Source organism: Streptomyces sp. NPDC004126 (genome assembly GCF_050275515.1).
GTDB lineage: Bacteria > Actinomycetota > Actinomycetes > Streptomycetales > Streptomycetaceae > Streptomyces.
Genome location: NZ_JBNNPF010000037.1, coordinates 49,593 through 69,451, shown reverse-complemented (window position 1 = coordinate 69,451; position 19,859 = coordinate 49,593). Strand labels below are relative to the sequence as shown.

Annotated in this window: 23 protein-coding genes; 15 read left to right on the top strand and 8 right to left on the bottom strand. The window is 73.1% G+C overall.

Features of this window, described 5'->3' with window-relative positions:
- Positions 1-22 precede the first annotated feature (22 nt).
- The 6 genes from ACQKM2_RS29055 (at position 23) to ACQKM2_RS29030 (ending at position 6,171) form a co-directional block, all read left to right on the top strand.
- Positions 23-346 carry an integration host factor gene (locus ACQKM2_RS29055; protein ID WP_030234009.1) on the top strand — a complete coding sequence of 108 codons (324 nt, stop codon included), beginning with the start codon at positions 23-25 and terminating at the stop codon, positions 344-346.
- Positions 347-407: 61 nt separating this feature from the next.
- On the top strand, positions 408-971 hold the full coding sequence (gene gmk / locus ACQKM2_RS29050) for a guanylate kinase (protein WP_427714848.1): 564 nt from the start codon (positions 408-410) through the stop codon (positions 969-971).
- Between the two features lie 28 nt (positions 972-999).
- Positions 1,000-1,272, top strand: coding sequence for a DNA-directed RNA polymerase subunit omega (gene rpoZ, locus ACQKM2_RS29045; RefSeq protein ID WP_004948662.1), 273 nt, complete (start codon positions 1,000-1,002; stop codon positions 1,270-1,272).
- A gap of 90 nt (positions 1,273-1,362) precedes the next feature.
- On the top strand, positions 1,363-2,589 hold the full coding sequence (gene coaBC, locus ACQKM2_RS29040; RefSeq protein ID WP_427714846.1) for a bifunctional phosphopantothenoylcysteine decarboxylase/phosphopantothenate--cysteine ligase CoaBC: 1,227 nt from the start codon (positions 1,363-1,365) through the stop codon (positions 2,587-2,589).
- A 194-nt stretch (positions 2,590-2,783) separates the two neighbouring features.
- Positions 2,784-3,992 (top strand): methionine adenosyltransferase, encoded by a 1,209-nt coding sequence (gene metK / locus ACQKM2_RS29035; protein ID WP_007263020.1) that lies wholly within the window; start codon positions 2,784-2,786, stop codon positions 3,990-3,992.
- Between the two features lie 79 nt (positions 3,993-4,071).
- Entirely contained in the window at positions 4,072-6,171 is a 2,100-nt protein-coding gene (locus tag ACQKM2_RS29030) for a primosomal protein N' (RefSeq protein ID WP_427714845.1), read from the top strand.
- Positions 6,172-6,496: 325 nt separating this feature from the next.
- On the opposite strand, the gene ACQKM2_RS29025 is transcribed toward ACQKM2_RS29030, so the two are convergent.
- Entirely contained in the window at positions 6,497-7,012 is a 516-nt protein-coding gene (locus ACQKM2_RS29025; RefSeq protein WP_007263017.1) for a hypothetical protein, read from the bottom strand.
- Positions 7,013-7,259: 247 nt separating this feature from the next.
- On the opposite strand from ACQKM2_RS29025, the gene fmt reads away from it, so the two are divergent.
- From fmt to ACQKM2_RS29010, 3 genes are read left to right on the top strand one after another with little or no spacing between them, the layout of a single operon-like run.
- Positions 7,260-8,204 (top strand): methionyl-tRNA formyltransferase, encoded by a 945-nt coding sequence (gene fmt / locus ACQKM2_RS29020; protein WP_427714844.1) that lies wholly within the window; start codon positions 7,260-7,262, stop codon positions 8,202-8,204.
- A 57-nt stretch (positions 8,205-8,261) separates the two neighbouring features.
- Entirely contained in the window at positions 8,262-9,728 is a 1,467-nt protein-coding gene (locus tag ACQKM2_RS29015; RefSeq protein ID WP_427714842.1) for an RsmB/NOP family class I SAM-dependent RNA methyltransferase, read from the top strand.
- A 50-nt stretch (positions 9,729-9,778) separates the two neighbouring features.
- Positions 9,779-10,468, top strand: coding sequence for a class I SAM-dependent methyltransferase (locus tag ACQKM2_RS29010; RefSeq protein WP_427714840.1), 690 nt, complete (start codon positions 9,779-9,781; stop codon positions 10,466-10,468).
- On the opposite strand, the gene ACQKM2_RS29005 is transcribed toward ACQKM2_RS29010, so the two are convergent.
- Entirely contained in the window at positions 10,447-11,160 is a 714-nt protein-coding gene (locus tag ACQKM2_RS29005; protein WP_427714839.1) for a helix-turn-helix domain-containing protein, read from the bottom strand. The two genes, ACQKM2_RS29010 and ACQKM2_RS29005, sit on opposite strands and share 22 nt — an antisense overlap.
- Before the next feature lie 133 nt (positions 11,161-11,293).
- Between ACQKM2_RS29005 and rpe the strand changes: the two genes are divergently transcribed.
- The 5 genes from rpe (at position 11,294) to ACQKM2_RS28980 (ending at position 14,387) form a co-directional block, all read left to right on the top strand.
- Complete coding sequence (rpe, locus tag ACQKM2_RS29000; RefSeq protein ID WP_007263012.1) at positions 11,294-11,980, top strand: ribulose-phosphate 3-epimerase; 687 nt, start codon at positions 11,294-11,296, stop codon at positions 11,978-11,980.
- Between the two features lie 138 nt (positions 11,981-12,118).
- Positions 12,119-13,132: a sugar-binding transcriptional regulator gene (locus tag ACQKM2_RS28995; RefSeq protein ID WP_042800630.1), complete on the top strand. Its 1,014-nt coding sequence runs from the start codon at positions 12,119-12,121 to the stop codon at positions 13,130-13,132.
- 130 nt (positions 13,133-13,262) lie between these two features.
- Positions 13,263-13,481 carry a hypothetical protein gene (locus ACQKM2_RS28990; protein ID WP_427714837.1) on the top strand — a complete coding sequence of 73 codons (219 nt, stop codon included), beginning with the start codon at positions 13,263-13,265 and terminating at the stop codon, positions 13,479-13,481.
- A gap of 97 nt (positions 13,482-13,578) precedes the next feature.
- Positions 13,579-14,019 carry a ribonuclease domain-containing protein gene (locus tag ACQKM2_RS28985; RefSeq protein ID WP_427714835.1) on the top strand — a complete coding sequence of 147 codons (441 nt, stop codon included), beginning with the start codon at positions 13,579-13,581 and terminating at the stop codon, positions 14,017-14,019.
- Positions 14,016-14,387 carry a barstar family protein gene (locus tag ACQKM2_RS28980; protein WP_427714833.1) on the top strand — a complete coding sequence of 124 codons (372 nt, stop codon included), beginning with the start codon at positions 14,016-14,018 and terminating at the stop codon, positions 14,385-14,387. The genes ACQKM2_RS28985 and ACQKM2_RS28980 overlap by 4 nt, the downstream gene beginning before the upstream one ends.
- 19 nt (positions 14,388-14,406) lie before the next feature.
- On the opposite strand, the gene ACQKM2_RS28975 is transcribed toward ACQKM2_RS28980, so the two are convergent.
- The 6 genes from ACQKM2_RS28975 to ACQKM2_RS28950 form a co-directional block, all read right to left on the bottom strand.
- A complete protein-coding gene (locus ACQKM2_RS28975) occupies positions 14,407-15,126 on the bottom strand; it encodes a DUF4232 domain-containing protein (RefSeq protein ID WP_427714831.1) in 720 nt (239 codons plus the stop codon).
- Positions 15,127-15,312: 186 nt separating this feature from the next.
- On the bottom strand, positions 15,313-15,792 hold the full coding sequence (locus ACQKM2_RS28970; RefSeq protein WP_427714829.1) for a group II truncated hemoglobin: 480 nt from the start codon (positions 15,790-15,792) through the stop codon (positions 15,313-15,315).
- Positions 15,789-16,118, bottom strand: coding sequence for a putative quinol monooxygenase (locus ACQKM2_RS28965; protein WP_427714828.1), 330 nt, complete (start codon positions 16,116-16,118; stop codon positions 15,789-15,791). Before ACQKM2_RS28965 ends, ACQKM2_RS28970 begins: the two co-directional genes overlap by 4 nt.
- Before the next feature lie 77 nt (positions 16,119-16,195).
- Positions 16,196-16,687, bottom strand: coding sequence for a hypothetical protein (locus ACQKM2_RS28960; RefSeq protein WP_427714826.1), 492 nt, complete (start codon positions 16,685-16,687; stop codon positions 16,196-16,198).
- A 55-nt stretch (positions 16,688-16,742) separates the two neighbouring features.
- The gene (locus tag ACQKM2_RS28955; protein WP_427714859.1) at positions 16,743-18,380 is read right to left on the bottom strand and encodes an FAD-dependent oxidoreductase; all 1,638 of its coding nucleotides are present in this window, start codon (positions 18,378-18,380) and stop codon (positions 16,743-16,745) included.
- A gap of 101 nt (positions 18,381-18,481) precedes the next feature.
- Positions 18,482-18,754 (bottom strand): UBP-type zinc finger domain-containing protein, encoded by a 273-nt coding sequence (locus ACQKM2_RS28950; RefSeq protein ID WP_427714825.1) that lies wholly within the window; start codon positions 18,752-18,754, stop codon positions 18,482-18,484.
- 277 nt (positions 18,755-19,031) lie between these two features.
- Between ACQKM2_RS28950 and ACQKM2_RS28945 the strand changes: the two genes are divergently transcribed.
- Positions 19,032-19,856, top strand: coding sequence for a type 1 glutamine amidotransferase domain-containing protein (locus tag ACQKM2_RS28945; protein ID WP_427714824.1), 825 nt, complete (start codon positions 19,032-19,034; stop codon positions 19,854-19,856).
- Positions 19,857-19,859 lie beyond the last annotated feature (3 nt).

Genomic DNA, 19,859 nt, shown 5'->3' with positions numbered 1-19,859 from the left:
CGACATCCGAGGTGACGTAGGCGTGGCTCTTCCGCCCCTTACCCCTGAACAGCGCGCAGCAGCGCTCGAAAAGGCCGCCGCGGCTCGCCGGGAGCGGGCCGAGGTGAAGAATCGACTCAAGCACTCCGGCGCCTCCCTCCACGACGTCATCAAGACGGGACAGGAGAACGACGTCATCGGCAAGATGAAGGTCTCCGCCCTTCTCGAGTCGCTGCCCGGCGTCGGCAAGGTCCGCGCCAAGCAGATCATGGAGCGCCTCGGCATCTCCGAGTCCCGGCGTGTCCGAGGTCTCGGCTCCAACCAGATCGCCTCTCTGGAGCGAGAGTTCGGCGGTAGCGGCGCCTGAGGCGTCGCCCGAAGTTCTCCCGGCGTTCTCAGGCAGTCCCGAGAACCTGGATAATCGCTCTATGGCAGCAGAGGTTCGTCCGCGGCTGACCGTGCTCTCCGGCCCCTCGGGGGTCGGCAAGAGCACGGTCGTCGCGCATATGCGCAAGGTCCACCCCGAGGTGTGGCTCTCGGTGTCGGCCACCACCCGCAAACCGCGGCCCGGTGAGCGACACGGAGTCCACTACTTCTTCGTCAACGACGACGAGTTCGACAAGCTGATCGCCAACGGCGAGCTGCTGGAGTGGGCCGAGTTCGCGGGCAACCGCTACGGCACACCGCGCGGCGCGGTACTGGAACGCCTGGACAACGGCGAACCGGTGCTGCTGGAGATCGACCTCCAGGGCGCCCGGCTCGTCCGCGAGTCGATGCCCGAGGCCCAGCTGGTCTTCCTGGCCCCGCCGAGCTGGGACGAGCTGGTCCGCCGGCTCACCGGCCGGGGCACCGAGTCCGCCGAGGTCATCGAGCGGCGGCTCGACGCCGCCAAGACCGAACTCGCTGCCGAGTCGGAGTTCGACACCACCCTCGTCAACACCTCCGTCGAGGACGTAGCACGTGAGCTGCTAGCCTTGATGGCAGTTGTCTGATCTTTTACCCATCTTCGGAAGGTAGAGCGTGTCCTCTTCCATCACCGCGCCCGAGGGCATCATCAACCCGCCGATCGACGAGCTGCTCGAGGCCACGGACTCGAAGTACAGCCTCGTGATCTACGCGGCCAAGCGTGCGCGTCAGATCAACGCGTACTACTCGCAGCTCGGTGAGGGCCTGCTGGAGTACGTCGGCCCGCTGGTGGACACCCACGTCCACGAGAAGCCGCTCTCGATCGCACTGCGCGAGATCAACGCGGGTCTGCTGACCTCCGAGGCCATCGAGGCCCCGGCCCAGTAAGGCACGACATCGTCACCACAGGCCCGGCAGCACCGCTGCCGGGCCTGTGGTGTGTCATAGGTACCGATGCAATCGATCACGGGAGTAGCAGTGGACAAGCCGAAGGTCGTGCTGGGGGTCAGCGGCGGGATCGCCGCGTACAAGGCGTGCGAGCTGCTGCGCCGGCTGACCGAGTCGGGGCACGACGTACGGGTGGTGCCCACGGCGTCCTCCCTGAACTTCGTCGGCGAGGCCACCTGGGCCGCGCTCTCCGGGAACCCGGCGTCCACCGAGGTCTGGGAGACCGTCCACGAGGTGCCCCACGTCCGCATCGGCCAGGCGGCCGACCTCGTCGTCGTCGCCCCGGCCACCGCCGACATGCTGGCCAAGGCCGCCCACGGGCTGGCCGACGACCTGCTCACGAACACCCTGCTCACGGCCCGCTGCCCGGTGGTCTTCGCGCCCGCCATGCACACCGAGATGTGGGAGCACCCCGCCACCCAGGAGAACGTGGCCACGCTGCGCAGGCGCGGCGCCGTCGTCATCGAGCCGGCCGTCGGACGCCTCACGGGCAAGGACACCGGCAAGGGCCGGCTGCCCGACCCGGAGGAGATCTTCGAGGTCTGCCGCAGGGTCCTCGCCCGCGGCGCGGCGGAGCCCGACCTCGCCGGACGGCACGTGGTGGTCAGCGCCGGCGGCACCCGCGAGCCGCTGGACCCGGTCCGCTTCCTCGGCAACCGCTCCTCCGGCAAGCAGGGCTACGCCCTCGCCCGCACCGCCGCCGCGCGCGGGGCCCGGGTCACCCTGGTCGCCGCCAACACCGCGCTGCCCGACCCGGCCGGGGTGGACGTCGTACGCGTCGGCACGGCCCTCCAGCTGCGGGAGGCCGTCCTGGCGGCCGCCGCGGACGCGGACGCCGTGGTGATGGCCGCCGCGGTGGCCGACTTCCGCCCGGCCGTGTACGCCGACGGCAAGATCAAGAAGAAGGACGGCCAGGACCCCGAGCCCGTGGCCCTCGTGCGCAACCCCGACGTCCTCGCGGAGGTCTCCGCCGAGCGGGCCCGGGAGGGCCAGATCGTCGTCGGCTTCGCCGCCGAGACGGACGACGGGCTCGCCAACGGCCGGGCGAAGCTCCTGCGCAAGGGCTGCGACCTCCTCGTGGTCAACGAGGTCGGCGCCGACAAGACCTTCGGTTCCGAGGAGAACGAGGCTGTCATCCTCGCTTCGGACGGGGCGGAGACTCCCGTACCCTATGGTCCGAAGGAAGTTCTGGCGGATGTCATCTGGGACCAGGTCGCCCCGCGACTCGCGTCCCGACGTGATCTTCACCGCGCCTGAGCGTTTTCCTTCTCGCGGGTACATCTGTGCGCAAGAATGGAGTGCCGCAGGTCACACGGCTCCCACTGGGCGAGACGGGTGGTCCTGCGGACGGTGGCGACCGATAAACTGCACTAGGAACGTGATCGGGCGCAGCCCCCGGTGTGGTTCCGCCAAATGATCAGCCAGCAGCCGCTGCAACCCCAGGGAGCGTTGTGTCCCGTCGCCTGTTCACCTCGGAGTCCGTGACCGAGGGTCACCCCGACAAGATCGCTGACCAGATCAGCGACACGATCCTCGACGCGCTCCTCACCGAGGACCCGACCTCGCGTGTGGCCGTGGAGACTCTCATCACGACCGGTCTCGTGCACATCGCGGGCGAGGTGACGACCAAGGCGTACGCGCCGATCGCCCAGCTCGTCCGCGAGAAGATCCTCGAGATCGGCTACGACTCGTCCAAGAAGGGCTTCGACGGCGCCTCCTGCGGCGTGTCGGTGTCCATCGGCGCCCAGTCGCCCGACATCGCTCAGGGCGTCGACACGGCCTACGAGTCCCGCGTCGAGGGTGACGAGGACGAGCTCGACAAGCAGGGTGCGGGCGACCAGGGCCTGATGTTCGGCTACGCCACGGACGAGACGCCCGAGCTGATGCCGCTGCCGATCCACATCGCGCACCGCCTCTCGCGCCGCCTGTCCGAGGTCCGCAAGAACGGCACCATCCCGTACCTGCGCCCCGACGGCAAGACCCAGGTCACCATCGAGTACGACGGCGACAAGCCGGTCCGCCTCGACACGGTCGTCGTGTCCTCGCAGCACGCCGCCGACATCGACCTCGACTCGCTCCTCGCGCCCGACATCCGCGAGTTCGTCGTCGAGCACGTGCTCGCGCAGCTCGTCGAGGACGGCATCAAGCTGGACACCGAGGGCTACCGGCTGCTGGTCAACCCGACCGGCCGCTTCGAGATCGGCGGCCCGATGGGCGACGCCGGCCTCACCGGCCGCAAGATCATCATCGACACGTACGGCGGCATGGCCCGCCACGGCGGCGGCGCCTTCTCCGGCAAGGACCCGTCGAAGGTGGACCGCTCGGCCGCCTACGCCATGCGCTGGGTCGCGAAGAACGTCGTCGCCGCCGGCCTGGCCGCGCGCTGCGAGGTCCAGGTCGCCTACGCCATCGGCAAGGCCGAGCCCGTCGGCCTCTTCGTCGAGACCTTCGGCACCGCGAAGGTCGACGTCCAGAAGATCGAGGACGCCATCGCCGAGGTCTTCGACCTCCGCCCGGCCGCGATCATCCGCGACCTCGACCTGCTGCGCCCGATCTACGCCCAGACCGCCGCCTACGGCCACTTCGGCCGCGAGCTGCCGGACTTCACCTGGGAGCGCACCGACCGCGTCGACGCGCTGCGCGCCGCCGCCGGCCTGTAGTACCGAACGAACGCGAACGGCCCCGGACCACCACGGTCCGGGGCCGTTCGCTGTCAGTGGGGTTTGTCAGAATGCCTCTGTGAGCAGCGCCAACGAGTCCCAGCCGGAACAGCTCGCCCTGATCCGGGAGATGGTCGCCGAGGCGAAGGCCAAGGCGCCCAAGGCCAAACCGCGCACCTGGCGCGGGGCCGCCGTGGCCGGGGAACTGCCCGTCGCCCGGGTCCTGGTGAACAAGGGCGTGCTCCACCTCGACCGGCTCTTCGACTACGCCGTACCCGCCGAGCTGTCCGAGGCCGCCCAGCCCGGCGTGCGCGTCCGGGTCCGCTTCGGCGCGGGCGGACACCGGGTGCACGGCGGCCGCCGCGAGGGCGGCGGGCTCATCGACGGCTTCATCGTGGAACGGCGCGCCGAGTCCGACTACAACGGCGCCCTGGCCGCCCTCGCCCAGGTCGTCTCGCCCGAGGTGGTCCTCGGGCCCAGCATGCTGGCCCTCGCCCGGGCCGTCGCCGACCGGTACGCCGGCAGCCTCGCCGACGTGCTCCAGCTGGCCCTGCCCCCGCGCAGCGCCCGCGCCGAGGCCAAGCCCTCGCCCGAACCGCTGCCCCCGCCCGCCGTGCCCGAGCCGGGCGGCTGGACGCGCTACGGGGCCGGGCCCGCCTTCCTGCGCGCCCTCGCCACCGGCGGCACCCCCCGTGCGGTGTGGACGGCCCTGCCCGGCCCCGGCTGGGCGGACGAACTGGCCCGGGCCATGGCCGCCACCCTCGCCTCCGGGCGCGGGGCCCTCGCCGTGGTGCCCGACGGGCGCACCGCCGCCCGGGTCGACGCGGCCCTCACCGCGCTGCTGGGAGAGGGCCGGCACGCGCTGCTGACCGCCGACTCCGGCCCCGAGAAGCGCTACCGGCAGTGGCTCGCGGTGAGCCGGGGCTCGGTCCGCGCCGTGGTCGGCACCCGGGCGGCCATGTTCGCCCCCGTACGGGACCTCGGGCTCGTCGCGGTGTGGGACGACGGCGACTCCAGCCACGGCGACATCCACGCCCCCTTCCCGCACGTGCGCGAGGTGCTGGAGCTGCGCGCGGTCAGCGAGGGCTGCGGCTTCCTGGCCGGGAGCACCAGCTGCACCGTGGAGGCCGCCCAGCTGGTGGAGACCGGCTGGGCCCGGCCGATCGTCGCCGACCGGGAGACCGTACGGGCCGCCGCGCCCCGCATCCGCACCGTCGGGGACGAGCAGCTGGCCCGGGACGGGGCGGCCCGGGCGGCGCGGCTGCCGAGCCTGGCCTGGGAGACCGTGCGGGAGGGCCTGAAGAGCGGGCCCGTCCTGGTCCAGGTGCCCCGGCGGGGGTACGCGCCCCGGCTGGCGTGCGAGCGCTGCCGGACGCCGGCCCGCTGCAAGGTGTGCGCCGGGCCGCTGGAGGCCCCGGACGAGCGGGAGCTGCACTGCGGGTGGTGCGGGCGGGCCGAGAACGCCTGGCACTGCGAGGAGTGCGGCTCGTTCCGGCTGCGGGCCCAGGTGGTGGGCGCGCGGCGGACCGCCGAGGAGCTGGGCCGGGCCTTCCCGGCCGTGCCGGTGCGCACCTCCGGGCGGGACCACGTGCTGGACGAGGTGTCCGACCGGCCCGCGCTGGTGGTGTGCACCCCGGGCGCCGAGCCGGTCGCGGCGGGCGCCGGGTACGCGGCGGCGCTGCTGCTGGACGGCTGGGCGATGCTGTCCCGGCCCGACCTGCGGGCGGGGGAGGACGCCCTGCGCCGCTGGATCGCCGCCGCCTCGCTGGTCCGGGCCGACGGGCAGGTGGTGGTGGTCGCCGAGCCGACGCTGCGGCCGGTGCAGGCGCTGGTGCGGTGGGACCCCGTCGGGCACGCGGTGCGGGAGCTGGCCGAGCGGGCGCAGCTGGGCTTCCCGCCGGTGTCCCGGATGGCTGCGGTGGCCGGGCGGGCCGAGGCCCTGGAGGCCTTCCTGGAGGCCACCGCCCTGCCGGCGGACGCGGAGGTGCTGGGTCCCGTGCCGGTGCCGGGGCGGCGGGGGGAGCCGTCGGCGGGGGAGCGGGCGCTGATCCGGGTGCCGCCCGGGAGCGGGGCGGCGCTGGCCGCCGCGCTGAAGTCGGCCCAGGCCGCGAGGATGGCGCGGGGCGGGGCCGCGGGTGACGCGGTGCGGATCCGGATCGACCCGCCGGACATCGGCTGACGCTGTCCTGGCCGGGCGGGCTTGGGGGTGCCGCTGCGCGGAGCTGCTCCCCGCCCCGCCCTTTCACCGTTTCCCGGGGGCTCCGCCCCCGGACCCCCGGGCCTCAAACTCCTCCGGCTACCGCTGGGAGGGGCCCCAGGCGGGGCTGAGATGTGCTGCGCACATCCAGCCCGCGCGGCGATTGAGCGCAACGGGGTCAGGGGCGGAGCCCCTGGGAACGGTGGAAGGGAGGGTAGGGGACAGCCCCCGCAGGGCCGCCTCAGGGGCAGCGCCCGCGGGGGCCGGGTGCCGTCGGGGGTCGGCGGCCCGGCGGCGGGGGGTGGGGTCAGCCGTTGCGGGGGCCCGGGAAGGCCGACTGGCGGGCCGCGGCGGCCTGGGCTTCCTCGCGGACGGGCTGCGGCGGCACCGAGCGCGCCGCCGGGATGGTGGGCAGCGGGCCCAGCGTCCGCGTCGTCGTGCCCTCGGCCAGCGGCTCCGCCGCCTCGGCGGCCTGCGCCCGCCGTGCCCCGTAGCGGCGGTGCACGGCCTGCTTGGTGACGCCGAGCGCCGAACCGACGGCGTCCCAGGAGAAACCGAGCGAGCGGTCGAAGTCCACCGCCGCGGTGACCAGCGTCTCGACGCTGTCCCGCAGTTCCTGGGCGAGCCGGACGGTGGGGGCGGGGGCCCTGCCGTAGACGACGAAGCCCGTGGAGGGCCCGGAGCGGCGCGGGCGGTACACGTTGCCGAGCTGGGCCGTGAGCGTACGCAGTGCGTCCACCTGTCGGCGAACCCGCTCGATGTCCCGCACCAGGAGGTGCAGGCTGGCCCGTGCTTGGGCGTCATGGGTGGCGTGGTCGGCCATGGAGAAGCCTCTCGAACCGGTGCTGGAGAGCGGATCGGGCCGCAGTCACCGTCTTGATCGCGGCCCGTTTCGGTCAATCTCTCTTGACCAACGCGCCAGCGGGCGCCCAGGTCACGCACTGGGGGCGTGTCGGCATATGCGAGAGGCGCGCGTGTGTGCGTACGCCCCCCGATACCGCAGGTGGGCCGGGGTGCCCGTCCCCTAGACTGGTGCGCTGCTGACAGCCGAGATAGCGAGGTAGGACCCAGTGAAGCTGGTCTTCGCAGGCACCCCCGAGGTCGCCGTACCCGCCCTGGACGCCCTGATCGCCTCCGGGCGCCACGAGGTCGCCGCCGTCGTCACCCGGCCGGACGCTCCCGCGGGGCGCGGCCGCCGGCTGGTCGCCAGCCCCGTCGCCGAGCGCGCGGAGGAGGCCGGGATCGAGGTCCTCAAGCCCGTCCGGCCGCGCGACCCGGAGTTCCAGGCCAGGCTGCGGGAGATCGCCCCGGACTGCTGCCCCGTCGTCGCGTACGGGGCGCTGATCCCGAAGAGCGCGCTGGACATCCCCCGCCACGGATGGGTCAACCTGCACTTCTCGCTGCTGCCGTCCTGGCGCGGCGCGGCCCCCGTGCAGCACTCGATCATGGCGGGCGACCAGGTCACCGGCGCCTCCACCTTCCGCATCGAGGAGGGCCTCGACACGGGCCCGGTCTTCGGGGTCCTCACCGAGGAGATCCGTTCGACCGACACCAGCGGCGACCTGCTGACCCGCCTCGCCTTCGCCGGGTCCGGACTGCTGTCCGCGACCATGGACGGGATCGAGGACGGCAGTCTGCGGGCCATGGAGCAGCCCGCCGACGGGGTGTCCCTCGCGCCGAAGATCACCGTCGAGGACGCCCGCGTCGACTGGAACGCCCCGGCGCTGCGCGCCGACCGCGTGGTGCGCGGCTGCACCCCGGCCCCGGGCGCCTGGACCGTCTTCCGCGGCGAGCGCCTCAAGCTGATCTCCGTCGGGCTGGTCCCCGACCGCACGGACCTTGCCCCGGGCGTACTGGCCCCGGCCAAGAACAACGTGTACGTCGGCACCGGCTCGCACGCCGTCGAGCTGCTGTGGGTGCAGCCGCAGGGCAAGAAGCCGATGAAGGGCGCCGACTGGGCCCGCGGGGTGCGCATCGCTCCCGGCGAGCGCCTGGGCGCCGCCGACGTAGGCTGATCCCGAGCCGACCCCACGCAACCGCACCGCACCTCGTACCTCCGGAGCACCTTTCACGTGAGCGAACAGCCCCGTCGTCGTCCCGCCCCCAAGACCGGCACCGGCAAGCAGGCCAAGCCCTACCGCCGGCCGCAGAAGGACCCCGTCCGGATGCTGGCCTTCGAGGCGCTGCGGGCGGTGGACGAGCGCGACGCGTACGCGAACCTCGTCCTGCCCCCGCTGCTGAAGAAGGCCCGGCAGGACGAGAAGTTCCAGGCGCGCGACGCGGCCCTGGCGACCGAACTGGTCTACGGGACGCTGCGCCGGCAGGGCACGTACGACGCCGTCATCGCCGCCTGCGTGGACCGGCCGCTGCGCGAGGTGGACCCGCCGGTCCTGGACGTGCTCTCGCTCGGCGCGCACCAGCTCCTGGGCACCCGCATCCCCACCCACGCGGCGGTGTCCGCCAGCGTGGAGCTGGCGCGCGTGGTGCTCGGCGACGGGCGGGCGAAGTTCGTCAACGCCGTGCTGCGCAAGATCGCCGCGCACGACCTGGACGGCTGGCTGGAGCGGGTCGCGCCGCCGTACGAGGAGGACGCCGAGGAGCACCTGGCGGTCTACCACTCGCACCCCCGCTGGGTGGTCAGCGCCCTGTGGGACGCGCTGGGCGGCGGCCGGGCCGGCATCGAGGACCTCCTGGAGGCCGACAACGAGCGGCCCGAGGTGACGCTGGTGGCCCGGCCCGGCCGGTCCACGCCCGAGGAGCTGGTCGAGGCGCTCGGCGAGGAGTCGGCGCTGCCGGGGCGCTGGTCCCCGTACGCCGTCCGGATGGCAGAGGGCGGCGAGCCGGGCGCGCTGGAGGCGGTCCGCGAGGGGCGCGCCGGTGTGCAGGACGAGGGCAGCCAGCTGGTGGCCATGGCCCTGGCGGCGGTCCCGGTCGAGGGCCGCGACGAGCGGTGGCTGGACGGCTGCGCGGGCCCGGGCGGCAAGGCGGCGCTGCTGGGCGCGCTGGCCGCGCGGCGCGGGGCGTTCCTGCTGGCCTCCGAGAAGCAGCCGCACCGGGCGCGCCTGGTCGAGAAGGCGCTGTCCGGGAACCCGGGCCCGTACCAGGTCATCGCGGCCGACGGCACCCGCCCGGCGTGGCTGCCGGGCTCCTTCGACCGGGTCCTGATGGACGTCCCCTGCTCGGGCCTGGGCGCGCTGCGGCGCCGTCCGGAGGCCCGCTGGCGGCGTCGCCCGGAGGACCTGGAGGGCTTCGCGCCGCTCCAGCGGGCGCTGCTGCGCGAGGCGCTGTCCGCGGTGCGCGTGGGCGGTGTCGTGGGGTACGCCACTTGCTCCCCGCACCTGGCGGAGACCCGCGTGGTCGTCGAGGACGTGCTCCGGGGCCGGGGCGCGGGCCACTCCCCGGTGGCGGCCGAACTGGTCGACGCCCGCCCCTACATGGAGGGCGTGCCGGCGCTGGGCGACGGCCCGGACGTCCAGCTGTGGCCGCACCTGCACGGTACGGACGCCATGTACCTGGCCCTGCTGCGGCGCACCGCGTAACGAGCGCTTCGTTCAAGACGGGCGGGGCGCGCGGCTCCGACACTGTGGGCATGAACCGGCGGACGGACACCACGCAGCAGACGGAGCACACCGGGCGGGCCTTCACTCCCGCGCTGGGGCGCTTCGCACCGACCCGTTTCTACGACCCGGTGATCGCGCTCACCCGGGAGCGGCTGTGGCGGGCCCTGACGGCCGCTCACGTGGCGCCGCGCCCCGACGAGACGGTGGTCGACGTGGGCTGCGGGACCGGCTCCCTGGCGGTGATGCTGGGCCTGATCGAGCCGCGGGCGCGGATCGTCGGGGTCGACCCCGATCCCGCGGTGCTGGAGACCGCCCGGCGCAAGGCGGAGGCCGCCGGCGCGGCGCCGGTGTGGCGGCTGGGGATGGGCGACGGGCTGACGGAGCTGCTGGGTGCGCGGACGGCGGACACCGTGGTCTCCAGCCTGGTCCTGCACCAGTGCCCGGTGGAGACGAAACGGGCCGTGCTCGCCTCCATGGCGGGGGTGCTGAGGCCCGGCGGCCGGCTGGTGATCGCCGACTACGGGCTGCAGCGCACCCGGGCCATGCGCCTGGCCTTCCGCACCGTCCAGTGGGCGGACGGCCGGGAGGACACCCGGCCCAACGCCGAGGGGGTCCTGCCGGCGATGATCCGTGACGCGGGGTTCCGGGAGGTGCGGGAGGCCGAGGTGGTCCCGACGGCCACCGGCTCGATCTCCGTCTACGTGGGCCGGCGCGGCTGACGGGGGCCGTCCGCCCCCGGCGGACGCAGGGCGGGCAGGACGACGGCGGGTGTGAGGCCCGTCATCTCGCGCAGCTGCCGGGTGAAGTGCGCCTGGTCGGCGAAGCCGCCCGCGGCCGCCGCCTGTGCCGGGGACCCGCCCGCGGCGAGTGCCTCGGCGGCGCGGGCCAGCCGCTGCCAGATCCGCCACCGGGGCAGGGGCACGCCCAACTCCCGCCGGGCGAGGGCGCGCAGCCGCTGGGGGGACATCCCGACCGAGGCCGCCAGTTCCGGCATCGACGGCCCGCCGTCCACCAGGGCGTCCAGCGCTGCCACCAGACGCCCGTCCAGCTCGCGGGACGGCCGTCCGGTGGCGTGGCGGACCTCCGCCCGGCGCAGGCCGCGCAGCTCGGGGGTGGCGGTGACCCGGCCCGCGCAGCGCGCCCGCAGCAGGTCCGCGAAGGCGCGGTGCGGCTCGACGAACACGGTGAGCACGTCCGGCGCCGGCAGGAGCCGGTGGGGGACCATCGGCGGTACGGTCAGGGCCGCCGAGCGGTGGTGGATCCCGTCGCCGTCCACGATCTCCACCTCGCCCCGCAGGGCCACGGTGATCTGGAACGCGGCGTGGGCGTGGGCGGTGCCGGTCCCCGAAGGGCCCCGGTACCAGGCGTGGCCGGTGCCGACGGCGAACCGCGCCGGCTCTCCGTGCTCCACATCGCACCCCCGTGCCGGCCCGACTTCTCAGGACGAGTGGCACAATAGTCATGATCGCTTAAGCATCGCTACGAGAATCCCGGGTTCCGGGGCCGTGGCCGGAAGTGCCCGCAGGCATGGCAGGCTTGGGGGCATGGCCGTTCAGATCAATCCCAGCATCCTGTCCGCCGACTTCGCCCGTCTCGCCGAGGAGGCGAAGGCCGTCGAGGGGGCCGACTGGCTGCACGTCGACGTCATGGACAACCACTTCGTCCCGAACCTCACCCTCGGCGTGCCGGTCGTGGAGTCCCTCAGCCGGGCCACGGACATCCCCCTGGACCTGCACCTGATGATCGAGGACCCGGACCGCTGGGCTCCGCAGTACGTGGAGGCCGGGGCCGGATCGGTCACCTTCCACGCCGAGGCCGCGGCGGCGCCGGTGCGCCTCGCGCGGGAGATCCGGGCCAAGGGTGCCCGGGCGGCCATGGCCCTCAAGCCCGGCACCCCGATCGAGCAGTACGAGGACATCCTCCCCGAGCTCGACATGGTGCTGATCATGACCGTCGAGCCCGGCTTCGGCGGCCAGTCCTTCCTGGACATCATGCTGCCCAAGGTCCGCCGGACCCGGGAGCTGATCGCCAAGCACGGGCTGGACCTCTGGCTCCAGGTCGACGGCGGGGTCTCGGCCACGACGATCGAGCGGGTGGCGGAGGCCGGCGCCGACGTCTTCGTGGCCGGCAGCGCGGTCTACGGGGCGGTCGATCCGGCCGCCGCGGTGCGCACGCTGCGCGACCAGGCGGGTGCGGCGATCGCCGCCGCGCCCTGGGCCTGCGACCACTGAGGCGGGCGCCAGGGGACGGCTCGGTGAACGGAAGCCGTCCAGGCTGATCAATGGCCGTTGGATCTGACAGGATGAACGGCGAGTCGAGAGTGTGAACACGACAGTGTGAACAGCAGTGAGGAGAGCGCGGTGTCTGCAATGTCGGCGGGACGGTCAGCCCTGCGGATGGGACCCGCGGAGCTGGTGCAGGCGGCGGCCATGGCGCGCCGCTTCTACCTGGAGGGCAAGTCCAAGATCCAGATCGCCGAGGAGTTCGGCGTGAGCCGCTTCAAGGTGGCCCGGGTCCTGGAGACCGCCCTCGAACGGGACCTCGTCCGCATCGAGATCCGGGTACCGGCGGAACTGGACGCGGAGCGCTCCGACGCGCTCCGCGCCCGGTACGGGCTGCGGCACGCCGTCGTGGTGGAGTCGCCGGCCGACGCCAGCGAGGACGCCCCGGACCCGGAGAACCTCGGAGCCGTCGCCGCCGACCTGCTCGGCGAACTGGTCAACGAGGGCGACGTGCTCGGGCTGGCCTGGGGGCGGTCGACCATCCACATGGCCGCCTCCCTGCACCGGCTGCCGCCGTGCACCGTCGTCCAGCTGACCGGCGTGTACGACGCGGGGACCGCCGAGCGCGGCTCCGTGGAGGCCGTACGCCGGGCCGCACAGGTCTCCGGCGGGGACGCGCACCCCATCTACGCCCCCATGCTGCTCCCGGACCCGGCGACCGCGGCCGCGCTGCGCAGCCAGACCGGCATCGCGCGGGCCTTCGAGTACTTCGACAAGGTGACCGTCGCCGCCGTGTCCATCGGCTCCTGGGAGCCGGGGATCTCGACCGTCCACGACATGCTGACCGACGAGGAGCGGGCGCACTACGCCTCGCTCGGCGTAGCGGCGGAGATGTCCGCCCACCTCTTCGACAAGGAGGGCCGCCGGGTCGGCCGGGACCTGGGCGAGCGCTGCATCACCGTCGAGGCCGACCGGCTGCGCCGGATCCCCGAGGTCGTGGCCATCGCGGGCGGGCTGCGCAAGGCCTCGGCGATCGGCGCGGTGCTCCGCTCCGGGCTGGTGACCAGCCTGGTGACGGACACGGCGGTCGCCGACTACCTGCTGACCGAGTCCGAGCCCGGCCTGCGGCCCGCGCTGGACCGGGCCGACCCGGACGACTGACCGGCCCCGGCCGGCGCACCGCAGGGGAGTCCTCACGGGGGCTCCCCTGCGGTGCGTGTGGCGAATGGTGCTGCAATCGAGACCGTCGGAGTCGACCCCCGGGCGGCCCCGCGGGCCCATACTGAGGTCAATGACCAAATCAGCAGTGCCTCGCCGCCATTTGCCGTCCAGCCCGTTCAGGGCGCCCGTGGAGCCGCCGGTCAGGCGGTTCGAGGTGGGCGACCGCGTCAGCCACGACCAGCACGGCCTCGGCCGGGTCATCGGAGTCGAGGCGGAGGCCGTCCTCGTCGACTTCGGTTCCGTGCAGAAGCGCGTCCTGAGCCCCTACGGCAAGATGTCCGTCCTCTGACACCCCCTCCGACACCGCCTCCGACACCCTCTCCGACACGCCCTCCGACACCGCCGGGCGATTCGCCACCGAATCGGATATTTGGCACGATCGGGTCATGATCCTCAGGAACGTGCCCCGGTCGTTGTCACGCGTGCTCGGGGCCCTGTTCCTGTGCGCCGCGCTGACCGCCGCCCTGGCGGGCTGCGGCGGCGGGAGCGCTCCGGCGCGGCCTTCGTCCGCCGCGAGCACCGCCGCGCCCGCTCCCGGGTGGGCGAAGGGGATGCCCACCGTACGGGCCGACGCGTTGCCCCCGCAGGCGCGCGAGGTGCTCGCCCTGATCGACAAGGGCGGCCCGTACCCGTACCGGCAGGACGGCACCGTCTTCGGGAACTTCGAGAAGGTCCTGCCGAAGCAGAAGCGCGGCTACTACCACGAGTACACGGTGCGGACGCCGGGCGAGCGCGACCGCGGGGCCCGGCGGATCGTGACGGGCGGGGGCGGGGAGTTCTACTACACGGACGACCACTACGAGACCTTCAAGGCGGTTCTCCGATGACCCTCGACCCGCAGCCCCTCGCCCCCGCACTGGCCGCCGCCGAGGAGGCCGGCTGGGGCGTCGTACGCCTGGACCTGGACGGCGTACGGAGCAAGGCGGCGCTGCTGCGGCGGTGCGCGCGGGCCCTCGCGGCGCCGGAGTGGTTCGGCGGGAACTGGGACGCGCTGGCCGATGTGCTGGCGGACCTGTCCTGGCTGCCCGAGGCCCCCGGGCGGCTGCTGGCGGTGACCTCCTGGCGCGGCTACGCGGCCGAGCGGCCGGAGGACTGGGACACCCTGACGGAGGTCCTGGAGGGCGCCGCGGACTTCTGGCGCGAGCAGCGGGAGCGCGACGGGGCGCCCCCGCTGACGGTACTGCTGTCCGCCTAGCCGGGCCCTGGAGCCGGCCCTAGCCCTTGCCCGGCCGGAACAGCTGGTCCTCGACCGCGCGGAGGTCCTTGTTCCAGTAGGTCACCTTGGCGTCGCGGCCGACGTTCAGGTCCCCGGTCCAGGCGGCCAGGCCCTGTTCGAGCCACCCCGAGTCCTTGTTGCTGCCGGGCGCGCGGTCCTGGTAGCCCATGGACAGCGCCGTGACGGCGACCGTCCGCTCGCCCCCGCGGAACATGTACACGCCCGCGTACGCCTTCTCCTTCGGCTGCAGGGTGGCGACCGCGCGCGGCGCGGAGCCCATCGGGGGGAGCGGGCCCGCGACCACCGTGCCGAAGCCGACGTACGGGTGGTGGTAGAGGGTGCAGGCCGTGCCGCTGTTGTTGGTGGCGGTGATCAGGAGGTTCTGGCCGGAGTCCGACTTCCACAGCGACGGCGTGATCGACAGGTCGTCGTGGCTGCAGGCCCTGGCGGCCGGCTTCGCGCCCGTGGTGGGGGCGGCCGGGCCGCTCGGCGAGGGGCTCGCCTTGCCGCCGGGGGAGGCGGGCGCGGAGGCCGACGGGCCCGTGCCCGGGGCGGCGCTCGTGCCGGGGGAGGCGGGCGCGGACGCGGAGGCCGACGGGGAGGCGGTGGGGTTCTCGCCGTCGGCCTTGCCGGAGTCGCAGGCCGTGGAGGTGAGGAGCGCGGCGACGGCCGCCGCTCCCAGGGCGTAGGTCTGCCATCTGTTGCGGGCGGTGCTCATGGTGGGCCCCCGTGTGCTTCGCATGGGTCGGGAGGTGGTGCGACCTCCCGGTCATGCCCGCACGGAGTCCCCGGAGCCCCTCTCCTCGCACACTGTTGCCGACCCATGACGGGACGTCACCATTCCGCCCAAATGGCCGTGGCGCGTCCGGTCGGGGGCCGGTGCGGACCGGCCCCCGACGGGGTGTCACTCCGCCTTCGCCGCCTGCGGCTGCCAGGGCGGGGTCTGGCCCCAGGACCAGACCGGGATCTTCGCCGCGTCCACGGGCGGCGGGTTGGGGCCCGAGTAGATCAGGGCCATCCGGGTGCCCCACTCGATGTAGTAGACGAACACCGCCCGGAACTCCGGGTCCGTCGGCAGGCCGACCTCGTCGGCCGTGTCCAGCAGCAGGTCCACCCAGCGGCGGCGCTGCCGCTCGGTGATCCCGCGCCCCAGGTGCTTGGTGGCCATGTGCTGGTGGCCGCCGTGGTGCGCCGAGTAGTCGGACGGGCCGCCGAAGACCTCGGCCAGCCAGACCGCGACGTGCCGGGGGTGTTCCGAGTCCATGCCCTCGAAGACGGGGGCCAGGATCTCGTCGCGCAGCGCATGGGCGTAGAAGGCGTCGGTGAGCCTCTCCAGGGCTTCGGCCCCGCCCATCCACTCGTAGATCGTGGGAGTCGTGCTCATGACTGTCCGGCGGCCTTTCCCGGACCCACCACGCCGGTGACGGAGTAGTGCTGCATCTCCTCGATGTTCGTCACGTACGGGCGGATCGCGCTGAAGAACGCCGGGAAGTGCTCACCCTTGCGGAAGCCGTTCAGGTGGGCGTCGACCGAGGTCCAGCGGATGCGGAGGATGTACTTCTCGGTGTCGTCCGTGTTGTGGGCCAGCTCGTAGTCGATGCACTCGGGCGACGCGGCCAGGGCCTCGGCGGCCTTCGCGTACGCGTCCTCGAACGCCTGCTGGTCCTGCGAGGCGATCCGGTAGCGGATGTACTCGACGGTGGTGGTCATGGGTTGCGTGCCTCTCCCTGGAGTCAGGTCGTCCCGGCTACCTTTCCGGGATCATGCGTACCCGGACAGGTTTTCCGTCACTCGGACCCAGACTTCTGGAGGTCCGGACCCTGGGCGCGCACCTGCCGCACCTTGTCGAGGGAGTCCCGCAGCTCGGTGAGCCAGGAGTCGGCGTTCTCACCGACGAGGCGTACGCACCACGCCAGGGCGTCCGCCCGGCTGCGCGCCACGCCGCCGGCGACCAGGGTGTCGAGCACCTGGCGCTCGGACTGGCGCAGCCGGGTCATGACGGGGACGGCGAGGTGGGTGAAGAGGACCGTCTCCTCACCCGACCGCACGCCCCAGGCGACCTTGCGGCGGTAGAGCTCCTCCGCCTCGCGGGCCACCTCCATCCGCTGCTCGCGGGTGCGCTCGCGGAACTCCTTGACCGACTCGGACGCCGGCACCCTGCCGACGACCGTGATCTCCTCCCGGTCGACGGTGACCGAGACGAGTGACTCGTAGACGTCCACCGGCAGGCGCTCGGCGAACCACGCGCGGAGCTTTTCGCTCTGTTCGGCTGTAATCATGTAATCAACGTTGCATCCGCTCTCCTCGTGATCGCAAGGGCCGGAGCGTTCGCTCTCAGCCCATCGAGCGGTAGCGGTGGATCAGGGAGACCGCCATCGCGCCCTCGCCCACGCCCGAGGCGACCCGCTTGACCGAGTGGGCGCGCACGTCGCCCGCCGCGAAGACCCCGGGGACGCTGGTCTCCAGCGGGTAGGGGGCCCGCTCCAGGCTCCACTCCGCCGGCAGCTCACCGCCGTTGGCGATCAGGTCGGAGCCGGTGAGGACGAAGCCGTACTCGTCCCGCTCCACCACCCCGGCCAGCCAGTCCGTGTGCGGGCGGGCGCCGATGAAGGTGAACATGAACCGCGCCGGGACCTCCCGGTCCTCGCCCGTGTCGGCGTCGTGCAGGGTGATCCGCTCCAGGTGCTCCCCGCCGTGCAGGGCGGTGACGGTGGTGCGGACCTTCACCTCGATGTTGGGCGTGCGGTCGATCTCGTCGATCAGGTAGCGGGACATGCTCGCGTCCAGGGAGGCCGCGCGCACCAGGATCGTCACCCGGGCCGCGTACTTGGCGAAGTGGACCGCCGCCTGCCCGGCAGAGTTGGCGCCGCCCACGATGAACACGTGCTGGGAGATGCAGGCCGAGCTCTCGGTGGTCGCCGCGCCGTAGTACAGGCCGGCGCCCTCGAAGCGGTCCGCGCCGGGGGCCTCCAGGCGGTTGTACGAGACCCCGGTGGCCAGCAGCACCGTCTCCGCGCTGATCTCCGTACCGTCGGCCAGGGTCAGGATCTTCGCCGGGTCGTCGCGGGTCAGGGAGACCACCTCGACGGGGTGCAGGATCTCGGCGCCGAACCGGGAGGCCTGGATGGTGGCCCGGCGGGTCAGGTCCCCGCCGGAGAGGCCGGAGGGGAAGCCCAGGTAGTTCTCGATCAGGCTGGAGGTGCCGGCCTGGCCGCCGGGCGCGCGGGAGTCCAGCATCAGCGTGGACAGCCCCTCGGAGGCCGAGTACACCCCGGCGGCCAGCCCCGCCGGGCCGGCGCCGACGATGACGCACTCGTAGTGCGGGCGGGAGGCGGTGGTGGCCAGGCCCAGCCGCTGGGCGAGCTCCGTGTCCGTCGGGGCGGCCAGCACCGACCCGTCCGGGAAGCGGACCAGCGGGAGCGCCGCGTCGGCCTGTGCGGCGGCGATCACCGTCAGGGCCTCGGGGTCCCGCTCGACGTTCAGGAAGCGGAACGGCTGCCCGTTGCGGGTGAAGAAGTCCCGGACGGCGTGGGTGCCGGGGGAGACCAGGTGGCCCGCGACGATGATCCCGTCGTAGGCCGGCCGGTAGGTGGCCAGCCAGTCGGAGAGCAGGTCGTCCAGCACCGGGAAGAGCCGCTCGTGCGGCGGGTCCCACGGCTTGAGCAGGTAGTAGTCCAGCCGTACCCGGTTGATGGCGGTGATGGCCGCGTCCGTCTCCGCGTACGCCGTCAGCAGGACCCGGCGGGCGTCCGGGAAGCGGCTGACCGCCTCCAGCAGGAACTCCACCCCGGTGACGTCGGGCATCCGCTGGTCGACGAGGAACAGCGCGGGGTCGTGGCCGCGCTCGTCGAGCGAGTCCAGGATCTTCAGCGCGTCGGCGGCCGAGGAGGCGCCGAGTACCCGGTAGCGGTCGCCGTAGGCGCTGCGCAGGTCGCGGCGGACCGCCCGCAGCACCTGCGGGTCGTCGTCCACGGCCAGGATGACGGGCTTGCGGCTCTCGGCGCGCTCGGCGGTGCCCGCGGTCGTGGCGGCGGGTGTGGTCGTGGCGGGGGCGGCGTCCTCCGGGGCCGCGCTCACGCCGGGTCCAGCATCAGCTGGTCGGCGTAGCACCAGGCCCAGTCCTCGCCGGGCTCGTGCGAGGCCGCGATCGGGTGAGCGGTCGACTTGTAGTGCCGGGTGGCGTGGCGGTTCTTCGACGAGTCGCAGCATCCGACGTGGCCGCAGCTCAGGCACATCCGCAGGTGCACCCAGCCGTCACCCAGCCGCAGGCAGTCCTCGCAGCCCTCCGCGGATGGCTTCACCGGACGTATCTGGTCGACGTGTGTGCACAGCAAATCCGTCGTCATCGTCCCCGTCCCTCTCCTCGCGCACTCGTACGCCCCGTCGCGCCCGTCCATCACGGCGCGTCCAGACCATAAGTCGACGACCCCCGAACGGTTCACCGATCCGGCCGAGGTCAGGAAGTCCGGCGGGTACTTCCTGACCTCGCCGGGCGACTACGTGAGGTGGTGCCACGACCTTGCCCGCTACCTCACGAAGTCGCATTCACGCCCTTTGACGAGGGCCCCGGGCGCACGCAGTGTGGGGGACGCAAACGACAACAGGCGGCGCCTGGAGGAATCTGTGAGCAGAAAGATTCTGGTCATTGTCTCCGAACACGGCTACTGGTCCGAGGAACTGATCGGTCCCGTTTCCAAGTTCGACGAGCGGGGCTACGAGATCGTATTCGCCACGCCGACCGGAAAGCGCGCGCACGCACTTCCGCCGAGCCTCGACGCGAACTACGTCGACCCCCCGCTGGGCCGCTCGGTGACCACCGAGGAGAACGCCCGGCTGGGCCGCGAGTTCGAGCAGTCGAACCGGCTCGACTCACCGCTCGACATCGAGGCGTGGGTCCCCGAACGCCCGTACACGAGCGACGAGGGATACCTGCGCAAGCTGGAGCAGTACCACCGGGATCTGGACAAGATCGACGCCGACATCGCGGATTACGACGCGATCCTCATCGTCGGCGGCAGCGGTCCGATCGCCGACCTCGCCAACAACGAGCGGGTGCACGCCCTGATCCTGGCCTTCGAGAAGGCCGGCAAGGTCGTCGCCGCCGAGTGCTACGGCGTCGCCTGCCTCGCCTTCGCCCGCGACTGGGGCGACCGCAAGAGCATCATCTGGGGCAAGCACGTCACCGGCCACTGCAAGGAGTACGACTACAAGGACGGCACCGGATTCCTCGGCACCGACTTCAACATGGGCCCGCCCCCGTATCCGCTGGAGTACATCCTGCGCGATGCGACCGGCCCGCGCGGCGCCTATCACGGGAATTTCGGCCACCCGCTCTCGGTGATAGTCGACTATCCCTTCGTGACCGGCCGCTCCACCCCCGACTCGTACCTCACGGGGCAGAAGATCGTGGAAGTCCTGGAGGAAGGTCTCACCCGTTACGGGTGGTAGCGG